The 21,281-nt window shown below is 50.0% G+C and carries 18 protein-coding genes, 4 tRNA genes and 2 rRNA genes; 22 read left to right on the top strand and 2 right to left on the bottom strand.

The annotated features are described in order from the left end of the window. The first annotated feature begins 60 nt into the window (after nt 1-60). From pfp to WC980_02795, 10 genes are all read left to right on the top strand, one after another. Nucleotides 61-1,401 carry a diphosphate--fructose-6-phosphate 1-phosphotransferase gene (pfp, locus tag WC980_02840; GenBank protein ID MFA5793992.1) on the top strand — a complete coding sequence of 447 codons (1,341 nt, stop codon included), beginning with the start codon at nt 61-63 and terminating at the stop codon, nt 1,399-1,401. A 29-nt stretch (nt 1,402-1,430) separates the two neighbouring features. Then, entirely contained in the window at nt 1,431-2,543 is a 1,113-nt protein-coding gene (locus WC980_02835) for a branched-chain amino acid ABC transporter substrate-binding protein (GenBank protein ID MFA5793991.1), read from the top strand. A 132-nt stretch (nt 2,544-2,675) separates the two neighbouring features. Continuing rightward, a complete protein-coding gene (locus WC980_02830) occupies nt 2,676-3,587 on the top strand; it encodes a branched-chain amino acid ABC transporter permease (GenBank protein ID MFA5793990.1) in 912 nt (303 codons plus the stop codon). A 1-nt stretch (nt 3,588) separates the two neighbouring features. Continuing rightward, on the top strand, nt 3,589-4,803 hold the full coding sequence (locus tag WC980_02825) for a branched-chain amino acid ABC transporter permease (GenBank protein ID MFA5793989.1): 1,215 nt from the start codon (nt 3,589-3,591) through the stop codon (nt 4,801-4,803). A 2-nt stretch (nt 4,804-4,805) separates the two neighbouring features. Further along, nucleotides 4,806-5,711 carry an ABC transporter ATP-binding protein gene (locus tag WC980_02820; GenBank protein MFA5793988.1) on the top strand — a complete coding sequence of 302 codons (906 nt, stop codon included), beginning with the start codon at nt 4,806-4,808 and terminating at the stop codon, nt 5,709-5,711. Between the two features lie 82 nt (nt 5,712-5,793). Beyond that, complete coding sequence (locus WC980_02815; protein ID MFA5793987.1) at nt 5,794-6,498, top strand: ABC transporter ATP-binding protein; 705 nt, start codon at nt 5,794-5,796, stop codon at nt 6,496-6,498. 128 nt (nt 6,499-6,626) lie between these two features. After that, complete coding sequence (locus WC980_02810) at nt 6,627-7,280, top strand: DedA family protein (GenBank protein ID MFA5793986.1); 654 nt, start codon at nt 6,627-6,629, stop codon at nt 7,278-7,280. 972 nt (nt 7,281-8,252) lie between these two features. Then, nucleotides 8,253-11,284 (top strand): 23S ribosomal RNA (locus tag WC980_02805). 102 nt (nt 11,285-11,386) lie between these two features. Beyond that, nucleotides 11,387-11,506, top strand: a 5S ribosomal RNA gene (gene rrf / locus WC980_02800). A gap of 134 nt (nt 11,507-11,640) precedes the next feature. Beyond that, nucleotides 11,641-12,159 (top strand): DUF2148 domain-containing protein, encoded by a 519-nt coding sequence (locus WC980_02795; protein MFA5793985.1) that lies wholly within the window; start codon nt 11,641-11,643, stop codon nt 12,157-12,159. Nucleotides 12,160-12,167: 8 nt separating this feature from the next. Here the strand turns inward: WC980_02795 and WC980_02790 are convergent, their stop codons facing one another. Together WC980_02790 and WC980_02785 are read right to left on the bottom strand one after the other, a co-directional pair. Further along, nucleotides 12,168-12,893, bottom strand: a complete 726-nt coding sequence (locus WC980_02790; GenBank protein MFA5793984.1) for a hypothetical protein — start codon at nt 12,891-12,893, stop codon at nt 12,168-12,170. Further along, complete coding sequence (locus WC980_02785) at nt 12,890-13,822, bottom strand: metallophosphoesterase (GenBank protein ID MFA5793983.1); 933 nt, start codon at nt 13,820-13,822, stop codon at nt 12,890-12,892. Before WC980_02785 ends, WC980_02790 begins: the two co-directional genes overlap by 4 nt. 314 nt (nt 13,823-14,136) lie before the next feature. Here WC980_02785 and WC980_02780 point away from each other — a divergent pair, with 314 nt between their 5' ends. From WC980_02780 to WC980_02725, 12 genes are all read left to right on the top strand, one after another. After that, nucleotides 14,137-14,340 (top strand): dodecin family protein, encoded by a 204-nt coding sequence (locus WC980_02780; GenBank protein MFA5793982.1) that lies wholly within the window; start codon nt 14,137-14,139, stop codon nt 14,338-14,340. A gap of 57 nt (nt 14,341-14,397) precedes the next feature. Further along, nucleotides 14,398-15,378, top strand: a complete 981-nt coding sequence (locus tag WC980_02775; GenBank protein ID MFA5793981.1) for a glycosyltransferase family 2 protein — start codon at nt 14,398-14,400, stop codon at nt 15,376-15,378. Nucleotides 15,379-15,502: 124 nt separating this feature from the next. After that, a tRNA-Thr gene (locus WC980_02770) sits at nt 15,503-15,574 on the top strand. Nucleotides 15,575-15,625: 51 nt separating this feature from the next. After that, nucleotides 15,626-15,708: transfer RNA gene (locus tag WC980_02765), tRNA-Tyr, on the top strand. A gap of 138 nt (nt 15,709-15,846) precedes the next feature. After that, nucleotides 15,847-15,922, top strand: a tRNA-Gly gene (locus tag WC980_02760). A gap of 142 nt (nt 15,923-16,064) precedes the next feature. Further along, nucleotides 16,065-16,137 (top strand) — tRNA-Thr (locus WC980_02755). A 35-nt stretch (nt 16,138-16,172) separates the two neighbouring features. Then, nucleotides 16,173-17,381, top strand: a complete 1,209-nt coding sequence (tuf, locus tag WC980_02750) for an elongation factor Tu (GenBank protein MFA5793980.1) — start codon at nt 16,173-16,175, stop codon at nt 17,379-17,381. A gap of 110 nt (nt 17,382-17,491) precedes the next feature. Next, nucleotides 17,492-17,641 carry a 50S ribosomal protein L33 gene (rpmG, locus tag WC980_02745; protein MFA5793979.1) on the top strand — a complete coding sequence of 50 codons (150 nt, stop codon included), beginning with the start codon at nt 17,492-17,494 and terminating at the stop codon, nt 17,639-17,641. Between the two features lie 94 nt (nt 17,642-17,735). Then, nucleotides 17,736-19,193: an IMP dehydrogenase gene (gene guaB, locus WC980_02740; protein MFA5793978.1), complete on the top strand. Its 1,458-nt coding sequence runs from the start codon at nt 17,736-17,738 to the stop codon at nt 19,191-19,193. Between the two features lie 20 nt (nt 19,194-19,213). Next, nucleotides 19,214-20,179 (top strand): GTP 3',8-cyclase MoaA, encoded by a 966-nt coding sequence (gene moaA, locus WC980_02735; GenBank protein ID MFA5793977.1) that lies wholly within the window; start codon nt 19,214-19,216, stop codon nt 20,177-20,179. A 7-nt stretch (nt 20,180-20,186) separates the two neighbouring features. Next, entirely contained in the window at nt 20,187-20,660 is a 474-nt protein-coding gene (gene moaC, locus WC980_02730; GenBank protein MFA5793976.1) for a cyclic pyranopterin monophosphate synthase MoaC, read from the top strand. Between the two features lie 167 nt (nt 20,661-20,827). Continuing rightward, nucleotides 20,828-21,280, top strand: coding sequence for an MOSC domain-containing protein (locus WC980_02725; protein MFA5793975.1), 453 nt, complete (start codon nt 20,828-20,830; stop codon nt 21,278-21,280). Nucleotide 21,281: the final 1 nt, after the last annotated feature.

The following is a 21,281-nucleotide window of genomic DNA, read 5'->3' as shown; positions in this document are numbered from 1 at the left end:
ACATTATATTGGGCTGTCAAGAAATAGATATTCCCGGCAAGCACAAAATTATTGACATCAATGACGGATTTATGCAATATCCAACAGAACGGAGGAACGCATATGGCTGATATTCACGAACTTGACATTCAACTGAAGAAAATACCGACGGCATACAGCCATACGATGGGCATACTGGTGGGCGGCGGCCCGGCGCCGGGCATAAACGGCGTCATCAGCGCCGCGGCTATCGAGTCCATCAAGCACGGCTGGCAGGTCACCGGTATTATGGACGGCTTTCGCTGGCTATCAGGCACGGGTGAGGTGCCGACCATGCCGCTGGCCATCAGCGATATATCACGCATTCACCAGCGGGGCGGTTCAATCTTAAGAACCTCCAGGGAAAACCCGACCAGCGACCCTAAAAAGGTCAGGAACGTGGTTGATAACCTGCTCAAACTCAAAATCGACCGTCTTATCACTATAGGAGGCGATGATACCGCATACACGGCCAGCGTTATAGAAAGCCAGGCTAAAGGGCGCATCTATATCGTTCACGTGCCCAAGACCATTGATAACGATTTACCTCTGCCGGACAGCAAATCATCATTCGGGTTCCATACGGCCCGGCATTACGGAGTGGAAATTGTCCAGAACATAATGGAGGACGCTGTCACCACCAACCGCTGGTATTTTATCGTGACTATGGGTCGCAAAGCCGGCCATCTGGCCTTGGGTATCGGCAAATCATCCGGCGCTACCCTGACCGTTATCGCCGAGGAATTCAGCAGGGACAAGGTTATCAAAGTGTCGCAGATATGCGATATCCTCGAAGGCGCCATCGTTAAGCGCCTGGCTATGGGTAAGTCGCACGGCGTGGCCATCCTGTCGGAAGGCATTGCCGAGCGGTTTGACCCGGCTGAGCGCGAACTGATAGACAAGGCCGAAAAAGACGAGCACGGCAATATCCGTCTGGCCGAAATAGATTTAGGCAAATACCTCAAGAACGAGGTCCGCAAACGCCTTGAAGCGCGTAATATAAAGCTGACTATCGTCGATAAGGACATCGGTTACGAGCTCCGTTGCGCGCCGCCCATACCGTTCGACTCAGAATATACCCGGGACCTGGGTTATGGCGCCAGCAAACTTCTTCAGGATGGTGTCACCGGCGCTATGGTCAGCCTGCAGGGCGGCCGGATTGTCCCGATATATTTCCCTGATATAATGGACACGGTTACCGGTAAGACCAAAATACGTTACGTCAACCCCAAGACCGAATCATACGCCGTGGCCCGAGCCTATATGATACGGCTGGAGCGGTCAGACTTCGAGGACCCTGAACAGCTGGAACAGATAGTCAAAGCGTCCAATCTCACGTCCGGAGAATTCATCAAGCGTTTCGGTTGGATTAAAGACGTCTAATAATTAAACGATATTTAAGGAGGTATTATATGAAAAGGCAAGTAATTACTTGGGGATGGGCTTTTGGTTTATCAATAATATTGTTGGGTTGCGGTACAAAAACTGATGTCATCAAGTTGGGCGTGGCCGGCCCGTTAACCGGTGACCAGGCCAAGTTGGGCACCGACGTGCTTAACGGCGCCACGTTGGCCGTTGAGGAATGGAACGCCAAAGGCGGCGTCCTGGGCAAGAAAGTCGTCATCGTTTCCCGCGACGACATGGCCCAGGAACAGCAGGCCCAGTCGGTGGCCAAAGAACTGGCCGGCGAAGGTGTCGTCGGCGTGGTCGGGCATTTCAACAGCGGCTGCACCATACCGGCTTCGGTGGTTTATCACGATTCCAATATCCCCATGATTACCCCGTCCTCGACCAATCCTTACGTAACCGACCGTAATTTCGCCAATATTTTCCGGGTCTGCGGCCGTGACGACCAGCAGGGCAAAGTCTCGGCTGATTACGCGATAGGCACGTTGAAAGTCAAGAAGGTGGCCATCCTGCACGACAAGACCCAATACGGCCAGGGGCTGGCCGATGAGTTCAAGAAAGCGCTGGGCACAAACGCCGAAGTCGTTTATTACGGCGGGTTCCCCAAGGAAGAGCTTAACTTCAAGCCCATCATCAGCGCCGTCAAGGAGACCAATCCGGAGCTGCTGTTCTTCGGCGGGATGTACAACCAGGCCGGTCCGATGATGGTCCAGGCGCGCGAAGCCGGTTTGACCGCGGCTTTCATGAGCGGCGACGGCGTGTTTGACCCGGTTTTCCTCAAGGTGGCCGGCGCATCGGCCGAGGGTTCTTACTTGACATTCTCACGCGACCCTGAAATCATCCCCTCAGCCAAGTCGTTCCTGGATAAATATCGTGAGAAATACGGCCCGTACGGCCCTTATTCAATCTATGCTTATGACGCGGCTAATATCATCCTGTCCGCCATCCAGGCCGCCGGCACCACGGACTGCGCCAAGGTATCCGAGCAGATTAGGAAGACCGCTTACGACGGCGCCATTGGCAAGGTCCAGTTTGACGCCAAAGGCGACCTGGCCAGTTCCTATTACATTATGTGGGTAGTCAAGGGCGGGAAATTAGTTACCTGCGAACCCCGTTAGAGACATTGTTGTCTCTAAACGGGACAAGCCAAAGTAGGGCTGTTTCCCATGGACTTCGTTTAGGATAACGTGGCAGTACGTCACTTCGTTCCTGCTGCCACTAACCCGGAGAAAGGCCTGTTCGTCCAGAGTATGCTGCAACATTTAGTCAACGGCTTGATTCAGGGCGGTATCTATGCGCTGATTGCCCTCGGCTACACAATGGTCTACGGCATACTCGGGATGATTAACTTCGCCCACGGCGAAATCTATATGATTGGCGCTTATCTGGGCATCATTTCGCTGGCTGTGCTATCCACCTTCGCCCCGATTGCCGGCCTGCCAATCCTGTGCCTGTTCATCGCGCTGATTATCAGCGTCGCCTTTGCCGCCGGATATGGCTTCACCATTGAAAAGGTGGCTTACCGCCGCCTGCGCCACGCGCCGGTGCTGTCCGCTCTTATCAGCGCCATCGGCATGTCCACCTTCCTGCAGAACTACATTATGGTCGCCCAGGGCAAGGAGAATAAGGCCTTCCCGGCATTCTTCAAGGAACCGCTCACCAGCCACCCTTACCTGGTCGGCTCGGCCCGGATATCCCTTCTGGAAATAGTCATCATCGTTTCGTGCATACTGATAATGCTCGGCTTGCACCTGTTCATCAGCCGGACCAAGGTCGGCCGGGCCATGCGGGCCACGGCTCAGGACAAGAAGATGGCCGCACTGGTCGGCATTGACATAAACAGGATCATCGCCCTGACGTTCATCATCGGCTCGGCATTGGCCGCGGCCGGCGGCGTGATGGTCTCTATGTATATTTCCACCACCCGTTTTGATGTCGGTTATATGACCGGTATTAAGGCCTTTACCGCGGCCGTCCTGGGCGGCATTGGCAACATTCCCGGTGCCATGCTGGGCGGGTTCCTGCTTGGCATAGTCGAAACCTTGGGCGTGGCTTATATCTCGCCTGATTACAAAGAGGTCTACGCCTTCGTTATCCTGATGCTGGTATTGATTATCCGGCCCAGAGGACTGTTGGGCGAACGGCTGGCCGACAAAGCATAGTATGAAACTGACTTTCAAAAAAGTATTCTTGATGGCATTGTGGATGGGGCTGATAACCCTGCCCATCGTCGGGATAAAGATGGTCGATGACGGCGTCGTATGGCGCATCGGTCCGGTAGTTATCAGCGCCTTGGTTCTGGTCGGCGGTTTGGCCTGGTTGGGTTTTAGCCGGTGGAAAGGTCTTGCCAAGCTGGGCTCGCTCCTGGCCGAACCTTTCCGCTATACCACCGAGAAGATGGCCAAACCGGCCGCCGTAAAATTGGAAGTAGTGGCACTGCTGGTCGTCCTGTCCGTGATTCCCTGGGTGCTCCCGGGCAAGCACCTCAACCTGGCCATTGACACCGGCATTTACATAATATTGGCCCTGGGTCTGAATATCGTGGTCGGCTCGGCCGGACTGCTGGTGCTGGGCTATGCCGGGTTCTGGGCCATCGGCGCTTATACCTTCGCGCTGGCCTCCATCATGCTCAATTGCCCGTTCTGGCTGGGGCTGGTCCTGGCTGCGGTGGTGACCGGGCTGTGCGGGCTGATTGTCGGATTACCCTGCCTGCGCCTGCGCGGTGATTACCTGGCCATCGTCACGCTCGGCTTCGGTGAGCTGGTCCGCTACCTGCTCAAGAACCTGCCCAACCTGACCGGAGGCGAAAAAGGCCTGCCCAACGAACTGCTCAGCGGCAAAATCAACCATCCGGAAATATTCGGCTGGGTCCTGAAACAGCCGCTCCATTACTATTACCTGACCTTTATTATGGTCATCCTGACCGTGGTCATAATAGGGCGTCTCAATAATTCTCGCATAGGCCGGGCCTGGATAGCCCTGCGCGAAGACGAGATGGCCGCCACCAGTATGGGCATCAACACCACTCAGTTAAAAATCCTGGCTTTCGTCATCAGCGCCGTCTGGGCCGGGTTTGCCGGAGTACTCTACGCGGCCAAGATGAACTACATCACCCCGGAAGCGTTCCGGTTCGAACAGTCGGCACTGATTTTGGCCATGGTCATCCTGGGTGGAATGGGAAACACCCTGGGCGTAATTTTAGGAGCGGTAATCCTGTTCATCCTGCCCTGGTTTATCCGTGACCAGATGCCGGCGTTCCAGGACTACCGGCTGTTGATATACGGCGCCACTATGGTGCTGATGATGCTATTCAGGCCACAGGGCTTAATCAGCAGTAAGCGCCGGCAGGTGGAACTGACCGCTGAAACGGCGGATTAGATATGATGAATAATAATATATTGCTCGAAGCCAAATCAGTCTCGAAGTCCTTTGGCGGGCTGGCCGCTTTGCAGGACATGAGTTTTGACCTGCGCAAGGGCGAAATCCTGAGCATCATCGGACCGAACGGCGCCGGCAAGACCACGCTCTTTAACTGCCTTACCGGGCTTTACGCGCCCACGGCCGGGCAGATAGTATTTAATGACCGTGATATCACCGGGCTGAGGGCATACCAGATAACCCGGCTGGGCGTTTGCCGGACGTTCCAGAACATCCGGCTGTTCGCCGAGATGACCGCGCTGGAAAACGTTATGGTCGGCATGCATTGCCGGACCGGCTGCGGGGTATTTTCGGCCTTAGTTAGGCATCCGGGAATGGTCCGCGAGGAAAAGAGCATCACCGAACAGGCGCTGGAACTGCTCCGGTTCGTCGGGTTGGTGGACCCCGTTAGAGATAGGTCGTTCCAGAGAGACGACCGCAAATCGGCAACACCGACCTCTACTTTAGCAGATGATAAAACTAAAGGAAACATATCAAATAGAACGAGTTGTATCTCTAACGGGGTGAACAAGGCCAACGTCTGGGCGCGCAACCTGGCTTACGGCGACCAGCGCCGGCTGGAAATAGCACGGGCCATGGCCACCCGTCCGCAACTGTTGTGCCTGGATGAGCCTGGCGCCGGGATGAACCCGACCGAGACCAACGAGCTGATGGCACTGATACGCAAGATACGCGACAGCGGCATCACCGTGCTCCTGATAGAGCATCATATGAAGGTGGTTATGGGTATCTCCGACCGGGTCTGCGTGCTTGACCACGGCGTAAAGATAGCCGAAGGCACCTGCAAAGACGTCCAGTGCGACCCCAAGGTAATAGAGGCCTATTTAGGAAAGGATAACAACCACTAATTTTACCACGAAAGCGCGAAAGTAAGAAGATGCGAAATATTTAGTGATTTAGTTATTTCGTGTTTTCGTGGTTGTATTGATTATGCTCAAACTGACTGACATACATAGCGGGTACGGGCCGATAGAGGTTTTGAAGGGAATCTCCTTCGAGGTCAATGCCGGCGAAATTGTCACCATCATCGGCGCCAACGGGGCCGGCAAGACCACCACCCTGATGGCTATATCCGGCATCAACCAGCTCAGTCGTGGATCGATAACCTTCGAGGGTCAGCCGATAGACCATCTGCCGGCGCACCAGATAGTGGCCAAAGGTATCGCCCAGATACCCGAAGGCCGGCGCATCTTCCCGCGCCTGACCGTGCTGGAAAACCTGCAGATGGGCGCATTCGTCCGGACCGATACCGAGGCCATCAAGCCGGACCTGGAGCGGGTTTTCGGGCTGTTCCCGATATTGAAAGAGCGGTCCGGCCAGTTGGGCGGTACTCTTTCCGGCGGTGAACAGCAGATGCTGGCCATCGCCCGGGCGCTGATGGCCCGGCCCAAGCTGTTGTTGCTGGACGAGCCGTCGCTCGGCCTGGCGCCCATCATCGTCACCCGGATATTCGACATAATCAAAGAATTAAACAAGTCCGGCACGACTATATTGCTGGTCGAGCAGAACGCCCGGATGGCGTTGCAGGTGGCCCATCGCGGATATGTTATGGAAACCGGCCGGATAACCCTGACTGACAAAGCCCAGGCGTTGTTGCATAATCCTAAGGTTATAGAAGCGTACCTGGGGGGTTAGTGGCAGTTCGAGCGAAGCGAGTTACTGCCACGTTATCCCCGAAGCGTAGCGGAGTGGGATTAGGGCAGTTCGAGTATAACGAGTTATTGGCAGAGAGTAGCCTCTTGTAATAATAAAGGTAAAAGAAAATGGACTTTATTAAAAACGGCATAGATTTCGTCCTCCACGTGGACAAATACCTCAGTGTTATCATCCAGAACTTCGGGGTATGGTCTTACGGCCTGCTGGCCTTGATTATTTTCTCTGAGACCGGATTCGTGGTCACGCCGTTCCTGCCCGGTGATTCATTGCTCTTTGCGGCCGGCGCGTTTGCCGCCACCGGTTCTTTCAATTCCTGGTGGCTGTTCCTATTGCTGACCGCGGCGGCCATAATCGGCAACACCGTCAACTACGCCGTTGGCCGACTGTTCGGCCAGAGGCTGTTCAAGGACGATAAATCCCGCATATTCAGGAAAGAATACCTGGACCGGACGCACCGGTTTTACGAAAAGCACGGGCGCAAGACCATCATCCTGACCCGGTTCGTTCCGATTGTCCGCACCTTTGCGCCGTTCGTGGCCGGCATGGGCAAGATGGGCTATTTGTATTTCTTTACGGCCAACGTCATCGGCGCCGTTTTATGGGTGGGGCTTTTCATCGGCGCCGGATACTATTTCGGCAATGTGCCGTTCGTCAAGAACAACTTTTCGCTGGTGATACTGGCCATAATAATCATTTCCGTACTGCCGGTGGCCATAGAATTCTGGCGCCACCGCTCGAAGCCTGATAAGGGAAAAGTGTGAGTAGGGGTGGTAGGCGGGATAGACCACTGGATTTTGTTCTCTCGAAACGGAATTCTTGTCTGCCTTTGGCATGCTGTCTCTGGCATAATAACGCAGTAATTTAGCCCTTTCCCATGTGCTGTTTTCGGCAAATAAGTTTTTTTTCGCGCCTAAATCCTAATATAATGCATATTTGGCTCAAGGGGGTGGGGGTACCCTACCCCTATACCACCTGGATACTTATCCATAACCACTATAAATCTTGTTAATAACCATTATAAGTCTTATTCGTAACCATTATAAATCCTGTTCATAACCACTATAAATCTTATTCATAACCATTATTAATCCTGTTCATAACCACTATAAGTTTTATTTATAACCAGTATAAATCCTGTTCGTAACTACTATAAGTTTTATTCATAACCATCATAAATTCTGTTCATAACCATTATAAATCCTGTCCATAACCACTATAAATCTTATTCATAAGCATCATAAATCATGCCCATAACTAGTATAAATCTTATTCATAATCACTATGAATTCTGTCCGTAACCATCATAAATCTTATTCATAACTACTATAAATCAATTTCTGTACACCTTGGCATTTCATAGTGGATATGCCATTTTTGCAGGGCAGATTTTGGTTTGTTTCAGGGTAAGTACAGTCAAGCCCCTAAAATTTTGAATGGTTTTGATCGTGATTCGCATAAGGTGTTATCTATAAAATCATGAATAAACACAAACTGCATATTTGTCTGATTAAATGTATAATAGTAAATTTATTAAACCCGTAAAATCCGCGGTTAATATATTTTTTTATAAAACAATAAAAATACTTGACAAGGACTTTTCCGTTTGCTAATGTACCAGACTTGTTTGCCGATAAAATTATTCCTTGTAACAGGGGAATAGTCCCGGCAGTTAAGGTCGTTCTTTGAAAATTTGGTAATTAGTGCAATAACAATGGGCTTTAGGATAAAAAAGTGGTCAAGCTACTAAGGGCACATAGTGGATACCTTGGTATCGGGAGGCGATGAAGGACGTAGCAGGTTGCGATAAGCCTCGGGGAGCCACCAAGCAGGCTATAATCCGGGGATTTCCGAATGGGGGAACCCATTCCGTCGTAAGGCGGAATACTCCGACGCAAGTCGGTTTGCCAACGCAGGGAAGTGAAACATCTCAGTACCTGCTGGAAAAGAAAAAGACATTGATTTCCTCAGTAGCGGCGAGCGAACGGGAAAAAGCCTAAACCGTATATGTGTCAAGCCTGTGTGCGTTGCGTATACGGGGTCGCGGGAATATTCGTTCTGGTACACAGACCGGAGGAAGAGTTACAAAATCCTATCCTAACCAAACTGTCCTGAAACGGCAGACCAAAGAGGGTGATAGTCCCGTCGGTGAAAGGGTCAGGATCTTTTCTGAGTGTTTCCCAAGTACCACCCGCCACGGGAAAACGGGTGTGAATCTGGCCCGACCATGGGCTAAGGCTAAATACTACCTGATAACCGATAGTGAACAAGTAGCGCGAGCGAACGGTGAAAAGAACCCCGGAAGGGGAGTGAAATAGAACTTGAAACTATGTGCTTACAAACTGTCAGAGCCTCGCTTCGGTGGGGTGATGGCGTGCCTTTTGGATAATGAGTCCGGGAGTTATACCTGATGAGCAAGCTTAATCCTGCTGCGAAAGCATCTGGAGGAGGCGTAGGGAAACCGAGTGTTAAAAGCGCGTTTAGTTCATCGGGATAGACCCGAAAGCCAGTGATCTACCCATGGGCAGGTTGAAGTACCGATAATCTCGGTATGGAGGACCGCTAGGGTATAACGTTGAAAAGTTATCCCGTGATCTGTGGGTAGGAGTAAAAGGCTAATCAAACTGGCTAATAGCTGGTTCTCCCCGAAATAGCTTTGGGGCTAGCCTCATGGATATGCAGTGGAGGTAGAGATACTGAATGGGTTACAGGGGTCTACCCGACTACCTTACCCAATCAAACTCCGAATGCCATTGCAACAAACCATGGGAGTCAGAGTGCGAGGGCTAAGCTTCGTACTCGAGAGGAAAACAGTCCAGACCACCGGCTAAGGTCCCTAAAACGAGCTAAGTGAAGAAGGAAGTAAAGGTGCTAAGACAGCCAGGATGTTGGCTTAGAAGCAGCCATCATTTAAAAAGTGCGTAACAGCTTACTGGCCGAGCATTTTTGCGCCAAGAATTATCGGGCCTAAGCTCGTTACCGACGCCGTGGATTCGTTTGGTAGCGATACTAAACGAGTGGTAGGGGAGCGTTCTAAACAGGACAAAGTGGAATTGTGAAGTTCCATGAACAGTTTAGAAGCGATTATCCGGACATAAGTAGCGTGACAATTCCGATGAGAAATCGGAACGCCGTAAGCCTAAGGTTTCCTGGGGAAGGTAACTCCGCCCAGGGTTAGTCGGTGCCTAAGGTGAGGCCGAAAGGCGTAGCTGATGGAAATGCCGTTAATATTCGGCAACTATTCCAGGCGCGATAAAGAACCAACAGGGGGGGTGGAGAAGGCTATGTTGTCCCAACGATCAGAAATGTTGGGCCTGTTCGACTAGGGGAGAAGGGTAGGTAAATCCGCTCTTCTGCTATCTCTGAGGGAACAGGGGAAACCCGCAAGGGTGGAAGTGGCAAACGCCATGCTCACGAGAAAAGCCTCGGTTGGGAGTGCTTGGAGTAACCGTACCAAAACCGACACAGGTAGGCGAGGAGAGAATCCTAAGGCGTTCGAGAGAATCCTCTTAAAGGAACTAGGCAAAATGGCCCCGTAACTTCGGGACAAGGGGTGTCTTGGCTGGTGAAGTCACTTGCTGATGGAGCGAGCCGAGATTTCAATAAAGCGGGCCGGGGAACTGTTTATTAAAAACACAGGTCTGTGCTAAGCCGTAAGACGACGTATACAGACCGACGCTTGCCCAGTGCTGGAAGGTTAAGGAGTGCGGTTAGTGGCCGTAAGGCTGCGAAGCTGCTAACTGAAGCCCCAGTAAAAGGCGGCCGTAACTATGACGGTCCTAAGGTAGCGAAGTTCCTTGTCGGGTAAGTTCCGACGTGCATGAATAGCGTAATCACTTGGCCGGTGTCTCTAAGAGGAGCTCGGCGAAATTGCAGCAGCGGTGAAGATACCGCTTGCCCGCACTTAGACGGAAAGACCCCATGAACCTTTACTGTACCCTCATATTGGGTTTTGATTTAATTTGCGTAGGATAGGTGGGAGACTTTGAAGCCCTGCTTTTGGGTGGGGCTGAGTCAACGGTGAAATACCACCCTGATTATATTAGGATCCTAACCCCTGTCGTGTAGGCAGGAGGACAGTGTGAGGCGGGCAGTTTAACTGGGGCGGTTTCCTCCAAAAAGGTAACGGAGGAGCGCAAAGGTCCCCTCAGCACGGTTGGCAATCGTGCGCGGAGCGTAAGGGTATAAGGGGACTTAACGGTAAGACATATAGGTCGAACCGGTGTGAAAGCAGGCCCTAATGATCCGGTGGTCCTGAATGGAAAGGCCATCGCTCAACAGATCAAAGGTACTCTGGGGATAACAGGCTTATGGTGTCCAAGAGTCCATATCGACGACACCGTTTGGCACCTCGATGTCGGCTCATCGCATCCTGGGGCTGGAGAAGGTCCCAAGGGTTCGGCTGTTCGCCGATCAATAGCGGTACGTGAGCTGGGTTTAGACCGGCGTGAGCCAGGTCGGTCCCTATCTAGTGTGGGCGTAGGAAGTTTGAGGGACGCTGTCTTTAGTACGAGAGGATCAGGATGGACGGACCTCTGGTGTACCAGTTATCCTGCTAAGGGTAATCGCTGGGTAGCTATGTCCGGGGGGATAATCGCTGAAAGCATCTAAGTGAGAAACCCCACCCAAGATCAGACTTCCCAATCATCCGGCGCAAGCCGGCTCTGATATTAAGACCACTTGTAGACCACGAGTTTGATAGGTCCTAGGTGTAAGGCCTGTAAGGGCTTAAGCCGAGGGATACTAATCGGTCGTTCGTCTTGACCACTTTTTTATCCTTGAGCCCATATAGTCGGCTGTTAAAGCCGGCTATGACTGGCAGTAATAGCTGCTTAAAGCTGCCAGCGTATTGTACGTTTTATTTTTAACTCCCGGTGGTCCAATTCCCAAGGGGCCACACCCGTTCCCATCTCGAATACGGCCGTTAAGCCCTTGGGGCCAATGATACTACTGATGATTTATTCGGTGGGAAAGTAGGTCACTGCCGGGGTGCTATACTCGAGGGCGGATTCATTGATTTGAATCCGCCCTTTTCTTTTTAATATGGAAAATTAAAATATAATAATTCTTTGTGTTCTTTGTGCCTTTGTGGTTATATGGATTCACTAAGAAAGGATATTTACCATGAAAGAATACCTTGAAACCATTGCCCAGATGATGGCCGTGGCGGCCCGGACCGCGCCCAAGTCGGCCGGGCAGGATTTCGTCAAAATAGAAATACTTACCGGCCAGGTGCTGGCCAATCTGTCCCGTGAAATGATTACCTACGGCGCCAAGACCGGAAAGAAGAACTTCGACCGGGACGGCAATAACATCGCCAAGTCGGACGCGCTGGTGTTGGTCGGGTTGAAGGATTCCAAAACGGTCGGGCTTAACTGCGGCGCCTGCGGCTATCCTGAATGCGCCAAATTGCCGGCTGTCAAGGAAGGTCCGGAATTTAAGGGGCCTTACTGCGCTTACCGCCTGCTGGATTTGGGCATCGCCCTGGGCTCGGCCGCCAAAACGGCCGGTATCCTTAACGCCGACAGCCGGATTATGTATCGTGTTGGTGTTATTGCCCGACAGATGAAGCTGATAGATTCGGATTACGTCCTGGGCATACCGATTTCGGCTTCGGGCAAGAGCATTTATTTTGACCGCTAGACGGGCGGTTACTTGCGGCAGACCGCGCCGAGGAAATCGTATTTGACCTGAAGCGATTGGCTGGACATTTCTTTCAGGAACTCCTGCCTGATGGTGTTCCGCACCGCCGGAAGGATTTCATCCCTAAACAGACCGCTGGTCTTTTGGGTAAGTTCATCGTAGACATCTTGTGCCGTTTTATAGTCGCAGGTGATGGCGTCTTTCCAGACCCGGACATCGCCGAAGCCGGATTTGTCAAGCATGGCCCGGAGATGGTCTTTGGACGGCGGCAATTCCGATTCGAACATCCGCAAGGACCAATCGCGGTGGCGGCGTAATATGCTTTTGAATATGTTTAAGGGGACTTTCGGGGCGTTGTCCTGGAGAGTAACGATGCCGGCAAATCCTGTTTTCTTGAGCGATTTGTATATGGTTTTGAACGCCTCTGCCGGTTTAGTCTGGATATCCCAGAGGCTTACGACCAGGTGGAAAGTTTCCGGCGGGAATACGCCGAGTTTGGTTAGTGGCTCGCCTTTGAGCACGGTGGCCGTATGTCCCTCCGGCGGCGGCGCCAGCGGGTTGACCAGGAAGACCTTGGTGTTGGCCAGCCGGGGCAGGAATAACTCGGCGCCGGGGCCGGAAATGAAGGCCCTGAGCTTTAATGCCGAGGTTAAAACAGCCGGGTTTATCCGGCTGAATATCTCATCCGGCAGAAGATTTGCCTTTTCTTGCCAAGCAGACTGATAATTATTCATTCTGGTGTCACAATATCTATGATCGCGATTTCCGGCCGGGACAGGAATCTCACCCTGGGCGCAAACCCGCCTTCCATACCCAGCCCGCTGTTGATGTAGGCGTTCATGTGGTTTTCCTTATAATAACCCATCTCGTATTTTTTGCCATATTTAGAGAATGTAATCAGGGCGCCGTAAAAGGGCAGACGCACCTGGCCGCCGTGCGTATGCCCGCCCAGATACAGGTCAAATCCCTTTGCCGTGGCTTCGGGTATCAGGTCTGGGCTGTGGAATACAAATATGTTATACTGCTTAGGATCGAGCGTTTCGGGTAGGGTTGGACTATTCAGTCCGCAGAGATACAGGCATACATTAAGGTTATCCAGGTTGATGCTGATGTTGTTGCCTGACAGGACTCCGTTTGCGGCCAGGATGTCATCGCTTTTGTAGCGCCACTCGAAATTACCCGGCACGGCATAGATGCCGTAGGGCGCTTTGAGTTTGGATAGGAAGTTTGCCAGATAGAGACGGCCTTTTTCGTCGTTGAGGTAATCGCCGGTCAGGATAATAATTTGAGGGTTTTGGCTATTTATCAGTTCCGGCGCGGCCAGCTCGCGCCGGCCTTCAGATTCGATATGCAAATCCGAGATATGGACAATCCGGACGGTTTTGCCTCCGCCGCCTATTTTAGGAGAAACTAATTTAAGATTGGTAACCTTTATCCAGTTCGGTTCGATAAAGTAGCCGTAAAGGATGCAGACGATGCCTATGATGGCTAAGGCGATGATGGTAAACTTGATTTTAGGCTTATCCAGGAAATCGGGTTTTTTATCAGGTGACGACTTGATAAAACATCGCTTGGCGATGATGACGATGAATCCGGCGGTGAATACGGAGAATACAACTCCGATAAACAGGGCGGCAGTGACTAATTCTAATAGATTAAGCATTTGTTATCTGGCAGTATGGATAAAATATTCCTGGTTTCTTGACAAGATAAAGATGATAAGGTAAAAAGGAGGCTGATTAGATAAGGCTCAGTAACGGTTGGTCCCGATGTCACATCGGGACCATCCTAACTGGCAAGAACCCAGTTCTGATATGCTATCATAACTGGATAAGACCCACTAAAAGCATATTGCCACTGTGTGTCAATATGTTTAAGTGGCTCTAGAACCCCGACGGAATAGTCGGGATAAGAAACTGTAACGGTCTTTAGCTATTTCATGGCTAAATCCCTAACAGTTTCTAAAAGGAGTTGAATATGGCAGTAGCAAGAGTGACACAGATAGTGGCGTCATCACCCAAAGGGATTACCGAGGCGGTACAGGAAGGCATCAGGAGGGCAACCAAGACTCTGCGCGGTATCACCGGCGCGGAAGTGACCAAAACTAATGTTAAGGTGGAAAACGGCAAAATAATCGAGTATCGGGTTCATATGAGCATTACCTTTGTCCTGGAAGATTAACCTGTAATTCCCGGAAGAAAATAGGGCGCAGTATATAATTCGCAGTGAATTATTGAATTGCGCCCTATACTGTCATTAGCCGTGCCTGAAGTATCCATCATTGTTATTAATTACAACACCAAAGACCTGCTTTTGGGGTGCCTGAACTCCGTTTTTAACAAGGTTAAAACATCCGGATGCCTGGTTACGGTTGTTGATAACGGCTCATCCGACGGCAGTATCGAGGCCGTTCGCCAGTATTACCCGACTGCTGAAATTATCCGGCTGGAACGCAATATTGGGTTTGCCGGAGCGGTCAATGCCGGTTTGCGTGACAGGCCGGCTAAATATTATTTTATTCTTAACAGCGATATCTTGCTGACCGAACGGTCTTTGGAAAGCCTGGTTAGGTTTATGGATGCCAACCCTAGGGCGGGTATTATAACCGGACAACTGCTCAATCAGGACGGTTCGCGGCAGCATTCGTTCGATAATATCCCGGGATTGGAAAGCGAGCTTTTGGGCAAAAGCTTGTTACGGATTCTAGCGCCGGGGCGGTATCCCAGCAAGCGGCAGGCGTATTCGAGCCCTATTGAGGTGGAATCGGTCATCGGCGCGGCTATGATGGTGCGGGAGGAGGCGATAAAAGAGGTCGGTATGCTGGATGAGAATTATTTCCTTTTTCTGGAAGAAACCGATTGGTGCCGGCGCATGACTGGCAAAGGTTGTCAGGTCTGGTTTGTGCCGGAGTCCGGCATTTATCACATTCAAGGACAGTCCAAAAAGAAGATTGTGGTGGCGGCTAAAATAGAATACCTCAATTCGTTGTATAAATTTTACCGGAAACATCATGCACTGTGGATATATTTAGTCTTCCGGCTGTTAAAGCCGATAAAGATAATTCTTGGTTTTGCGCTGAATCTGGCAGGGTGCATACTGACATTTTGTTTGGTAAGGCGTATAAGGCAGATGTTGGTGGTTTACTTTGCTTTGTTATGGTGGCATTTGATGTTGTGCCCGGAATGGGCGACTTTAAAGGGCCGGTCTCAAAAGATATAGAATCCTATCAGGATAAGCAAAAATATTGACAGGTAATAACCTGTTTGGTATCAGTAAGGCGGAATAGGATAACTAAGATTGAGAATGCCGGCCCCGTTATCCCGCCCTCTGGCGGGATAACGGGGCTGGGATAGCTCAACAGCGGAGCTCCGGTTTTGTAAACCGGCGGTTGCGGGTGCAAATCCCGCTCCCAGCTTATAGAACTTGTTTTGGGCATGCCCCGTTATACTGCTAAGGCGGGATAACGGGGCAGGTACCCAAGCGGCCAAAGGGGACAGACTGTAAATCTGTTGCTTTTTAGCTTCGGGGGTTCGAATCCCTCCCTGCCCATTTAGAAATTCTTGGCGAAACGTGAGCCTTAGAATTTCTTATACCCCGCACCTATCCCGGAAAGATAGGTGCGGGGTCTAACTCCGCTGTAACGCTATCTCCTGAAAATATTCAGGCGATAGCTAACAGGGAGTAAGAGCGGCGGTAGTTCAATTGGTAGAACATCTGCCTTCCAAGCAGACGGTCGCCGGTTCGACCCCGGTCCGCCGCTCCAACTTAGATAAAATGATGGTTTTAGGGGAGGGATATCACGGCTGAATTTTAAAGTCAGGAATTTAATACAAAATATATAAATAACTTGACACTAAATATTAAACTGCTATAGTTTTGCGTTCGAACAGCGTATTGAAATAAACGCTGTTGTAGCTCAGCTAGAAGAGCACGTCCTTGGTAAGGACGAGGTCACGGGTGCAATTCCCGTCAACAGCTAAGAAAGTAAAAATTAGATATCGAAAGGAGCTTTTATGGCCAAGGAAAAATTTGATCGGACAAAACCACACTTGAATGTGGGAACCATCGGGCACATTGATCACGGCAAAACCAGTTTAACCAGCGCGATTACAAACGTCCTAGCCAAGCATAAATTATCAAACGCCAGGACTTATGCGGAAATAGCCAAGGGCGGTGAGCAACGCGGTGAAACCAAGATTCTGACGATTCAGGTGGCGCACGTTGAATATCAGACAGATAAACGCCATTATGCACACATCGACTGCCCGGGACATGCGGATTACATTAAGAACATGATTACCGGCGCGGCCCAGATGGACGGCGCGATTCTAGTGGTTTCCGCGGCAGACGGCCCGATGCCCCAGACAAGGGAACACGTGCTTCTGGCCCGACAGGTTCAGGTGCCGGCGCTGGTGGTATTCTTGAATAAGTGCGATTTAGTCACTGATCCGGAACTTTTAGAGTTGGTTGAGGTGGAGGTTAGGGAACTCTTGACTAAATTTCAGTTCCCGGGCGACAAGATTGCCATTATCAAAGGTTCGGCAATGAAGGCTTTGGAATGCCTATGCGCCAAGAAGGAATGCCCCAACTGCGGCCCAATCTGGCAGTTAATGGATGCGATTGATGCTAATATTCCGGAACCGATTCGCCAAGTGGATAAGACGTTCCTGATGCAGATTGAAGATGTATTCAGCATCAAAGGGCGCGGTACGGTTGGTACCGGCCGTATCGAACGCGGGAGAGTAAAGATTAATGATCCGGTTGACATTGTCGGATTTTCCAAGGAAATAAGGAAGAGCGTTGTTACCGGTATAGAAATGTTCAATAAACTGCTGGATGAGGGCATTACCGGCGACAATGTCGGCATCTTGCTGCGTGGCGTTGAAAAGGATGATTTGGAACGCGGGATGGTTGTTTCCGCTCCGGGCACAATCACGCCGCACACTAAATTTGAGTGTGAGGTGTACATCCTGTCTAAGGATGAAGGTGGACGCCATACGCCGATTTTCTCCGGATACAGGCCCCAGTTCTACTTCAGGACCACGGATGTTACCGGCGAGGTCAAGCTTCCGGCCAAGGTGGAAATGGTAATGCCGGGCGAGAACGTAAGTTTGAACGTGGAGCTGATGACACCGATAGCCATGGAAGATAAGCTGCGGTTCGCTATTCGTGAAGGCGGCAGGACTGTTGGCGCCGGCGTTGTTACCAAGATAGTAGAATAAAAAGGGTATTTGTTAAAATGTGTCCCGACGGAATAGTCGGGATAAGACCCAGTAACAGCGTACCGTCACTTCGTGTCGGTTCGCTTAACTGGCTCTAAAAAAGGTTAAATATGAGAGAATGGATTTTCATGGAATGCTCGCAGTGTGGCAACCGGTATTACCGGACCAGTAAAGATCCTAAAAAACAGGCCAAACTGGAGCTAAAGAAATTCTGCTCTATCTGTAGGGCGCATACAAAGCACAAGGAAAAGAAGAAGTAGGGCGAATCAGATTAAAGGGGGCGGGCTAAAACCCGCCCCTTTTTTATTGGGCCAATTTTCTTGACATTTCTTTATAATAATATAATTTTGCTATATGGACGACAGGATTATTGGTAAAGGCATAACTTTTGACGATGTCTTGCTGGTTCCCCGCAAGTCAGATATCATCCCGGTGCAGGTTGAAGTGAAAAGTCAGTTTTCCCGCCATATTTCGATAAATATACCCATTATCTCCGCCGCTATGGATACGGTTACCGAAGCTAATCTGGCTATTTCTTTAGCTCAGGAAGGCGGAATAGGCATTATTCATAAAAACCTCACTATCGAAGAGCAGTCCCGGGAAGTAACCAAGGTTAAACGCTCGGCCAGCGGGGTTATCCTTGACCCGATTTGCCTGCCACCTAATGAATCTATCGGCACAGCCCGCAAGATAATGACTGACCACCATATATCTGGGATTCCTATAACCGATGAAAATAAGAAGCTTCAAGGGATTTTGACTATTCGCGACTTGAGGTTCCAGAAAAGCGACGCCAAGAATATTTCCGAGGTGATGACTAAGGACCATCTGATAACCGCGGCGCCGGATACCACGCTGGAACAGGCAAAGCAGATTCTTCATAAGAATAAAGTTGAGAAACTGCTTCTGGTTGATAAGGATTTTATTGTTAAGGGGCTTATTACCATAAAAGATATCAACAAGATGCTCCAGTTTCCGAATGCTTGCCGTGATAAACAGGGCCGGCTCAGGGTTGGCGCGGCGGTCGGAGTTAATGATATTGAGCGGGCCGAGCAGCTGATTAGTTGCGGAATAGATGTAATTGTAGTTGATACGGCGCACGGCCATTCCAATAACGTTATTAATGCCGTGAAAGAACTCAAGAAGCGGTTCAAGATAGATATCGTGGCCGGTAATATCGCCACCAGCGAAGCGGCTATTGATTTGATAAAAGCCGGGGTTGATGCGGTTAAGGTCGGTATCGGGCCGGGCTCGATATGCACCACCCGGATTATTGCCGGTGTTGGCGTACCGCAGATTACGGCGATTTATGATTGCACCAAGATTGCCCAGAAATACAAGGTCCCGGTTATCGCCGACGGCGGTATCAGGCATTCGGGCGATATAACCAAAGCCATTGCGGCAGGCGCCCATTCGGTTATGATCGGCGGGTTGTTCGCCGGCGTGGCGGAAAGCCCGGGCGAATCGTTTATCTACAAAGGCCGTTCTTATAAATCATACCGGGGTATGGGTTCCGAAGGCGCTATGATGAAGGGTAGCAAGGACCGTTACCGCCAGGAGAGCGTAACAACAAGGGATAAACTTGTGCCTGAAGGCATAGAGGGGCAGATACCTTCTAAAGGACCGATCAGTGACTTTGTTTACCAACTGGTTGGCGGGCTTAAGGCCGGTATGGGATATTGCGGCGTCAGAAATATCGATGAATTGAGGACCAGGACCAAATTCATAAAAATATCAGCTGCCTCTCTGAGGGAAAGCCATCCTCATGATGTCATAATTACTAGGGAAGCGCCTAATTACTGGGCGGAATAAATTAGACACGCCAGGATTTTATGAAAGACAGATTCCATCGCCAAATAGATTACCTGCGCATTTCTGTAACCGACCGATGCAATTTTAAGTGCCGATATTGTTTCCCATCCGGTGGGCGGGAGTTATTGGCGCAATCCGATATTCTTTCGTACGAGGAAATTATCCGGGCGGCGCAGTCAGCCATAAAAATGGGTATCGATAAATTCCGGATAACGGGCGGTGAGCCTTTGTTGAGGAAGGGCATCATTGGGTTTATTGAAGAATTGATTAATTTGCCGGGAACCCGGAAAGTTTCCTTGACTACTAACGGATATTTGCTTGATGATTACGCCGGTGAGTTGAGCAGGCTTAATCTGCACAGTGTTAATATTGGGCTTAATTCCTTGAAATCGGATATTTTTCAGAGTATTACCGGTATAAATGGCATGAAACGGGTTTGGGATGGGATATCTAAACTGCTGGAAGTAGGAATCAGAAACATAAAGATAAATACCGTTTTGCTTAATGGTATAAATGAAAACGAGGTTTTAGATTTTGCCCGCCTGACAATTAATTATTCTTTGACTGTGCGCTTTATAGAGTATATGCCTTGCGGTAATTGGGATGAGAAGCAGGAAGATATTGTCAGGGTTGGCGCTATTAAGAAGATAATAATGGGAAAATTGGGTGAATTGAAGCCTGTTCAGCCCGATATTAGTAACGGCCCGGCCCAGTATTACAGGTTGAATGACAGTAAAGGTTGGTTGGGATTTATCGCCCCGGTTTCGAGCCCATTCTGTGATAAGTGCAACAGGCTCAGATTGACATCGGACGGATATCTTAAGTCTTGTTTGCTTTCCGATGATGAAATAGATATCAAGGATATTCTAAGGGCTGAGCCCTTTGAGCCCGATAAGCTTGAATCCGTCATAAAACAGGCGGTATTGAACAAGCCTTTGAAACATTTATGCCGCCGGGATAATATTATGTCCAGGATAGGAGGATAGAATTATTATGGGTCTTTCGCACCTGACACCCAAAGGCAGTATCAAGATGGTTAACATCGGCGCTAAGGATATAACCTTAAGAATGGCTAGGGCTTCAGCCTGTATTAAAATGAAGCCGGCCACATATAAGGCCATAACCGCTAATAAAATAAAAAAGGGCAATGTTTTGGAAGCGGCGCGGTTGGCTGGTATTATGGCCGCCAAGTCCACCCACACGATGATTCCGCTTTGCCACCCGATTAATATAACTAATGTGGCTATAGAATTTAAGATGCAAAAATTGGGTTTGATAGAGGTTATGGGCCTCGTTGAATGTATTGACCGGACCGGGGCGGAAATGGAAGCTCTGACTGCGATGGCTGTGGCCAGTCTGACCATATATGATATGTGCAAGGCCATAGACCGGGGGATGGTTATCAGTGATATAAAATTGATAGAGAAGTCGGGCGGTAAAAGTGGGCATTATATTTCGGCAGTTTGATGGTGCATTTGGCGCCAGAATTACTGCCGAGTATCCTCGGCTGATGTTCACCACCAGAGGCGGGTCAGCCTCTGGCTGATAACAGCCGATGGATAAAAGAATATAAAATATAGTATGTAGAAGGTAGGAGAATATTAGTCTACCTGCTATATTCTATCTACTTCATTATGAATGGTAAAATAGTCGCAGTTTGTATTAGCCAACGTAAGGGCGCGTCCAAACAGAGTGTCTTGGAGTGCGAGCTCGAGGTCGGTAAAGGATTAGTTAATGACGCTCATGCCGGGCCAGGTCACCGACAGGTGAGTCTTCTGGCCTGGGAGTCTATTGATAACGTCAGGATTAAGTTTCCGGGACTTAAAATAGAGGCTGGTTCTTTTGCCGAGAATCTGACAGTTGAGGGTATCAAACTGGAATTATTGCCGATTGGGACCTTATTACAAGTCGGTGATTCAGTTGTGTTAAAGATAACTCAGATAGGGAAGAAATGCCATACCAAGTGCGCCATCTACCATAAAATAGGCAACTGCATAATGCCGGTAGAAGGGGTATTTGCCGAGGTTATTAAAAACGGGATGGTTAGATCCGGTGATAGGGTGAAATTGATATCCGTGGTTCCGTAAA

Source organism: Candidatus Brocadiia bacterium (assembly GCA_041658285.1).
In the GTDB taxonomy this organism is placed as follows: Bacteria; Planctomycetota; MHYJ01; order JACQXL01; family JACQXL01; genus JBBAAP01.
This window is presented reverse-complemented; position numbering and strand designations above follow the sequence as displayed.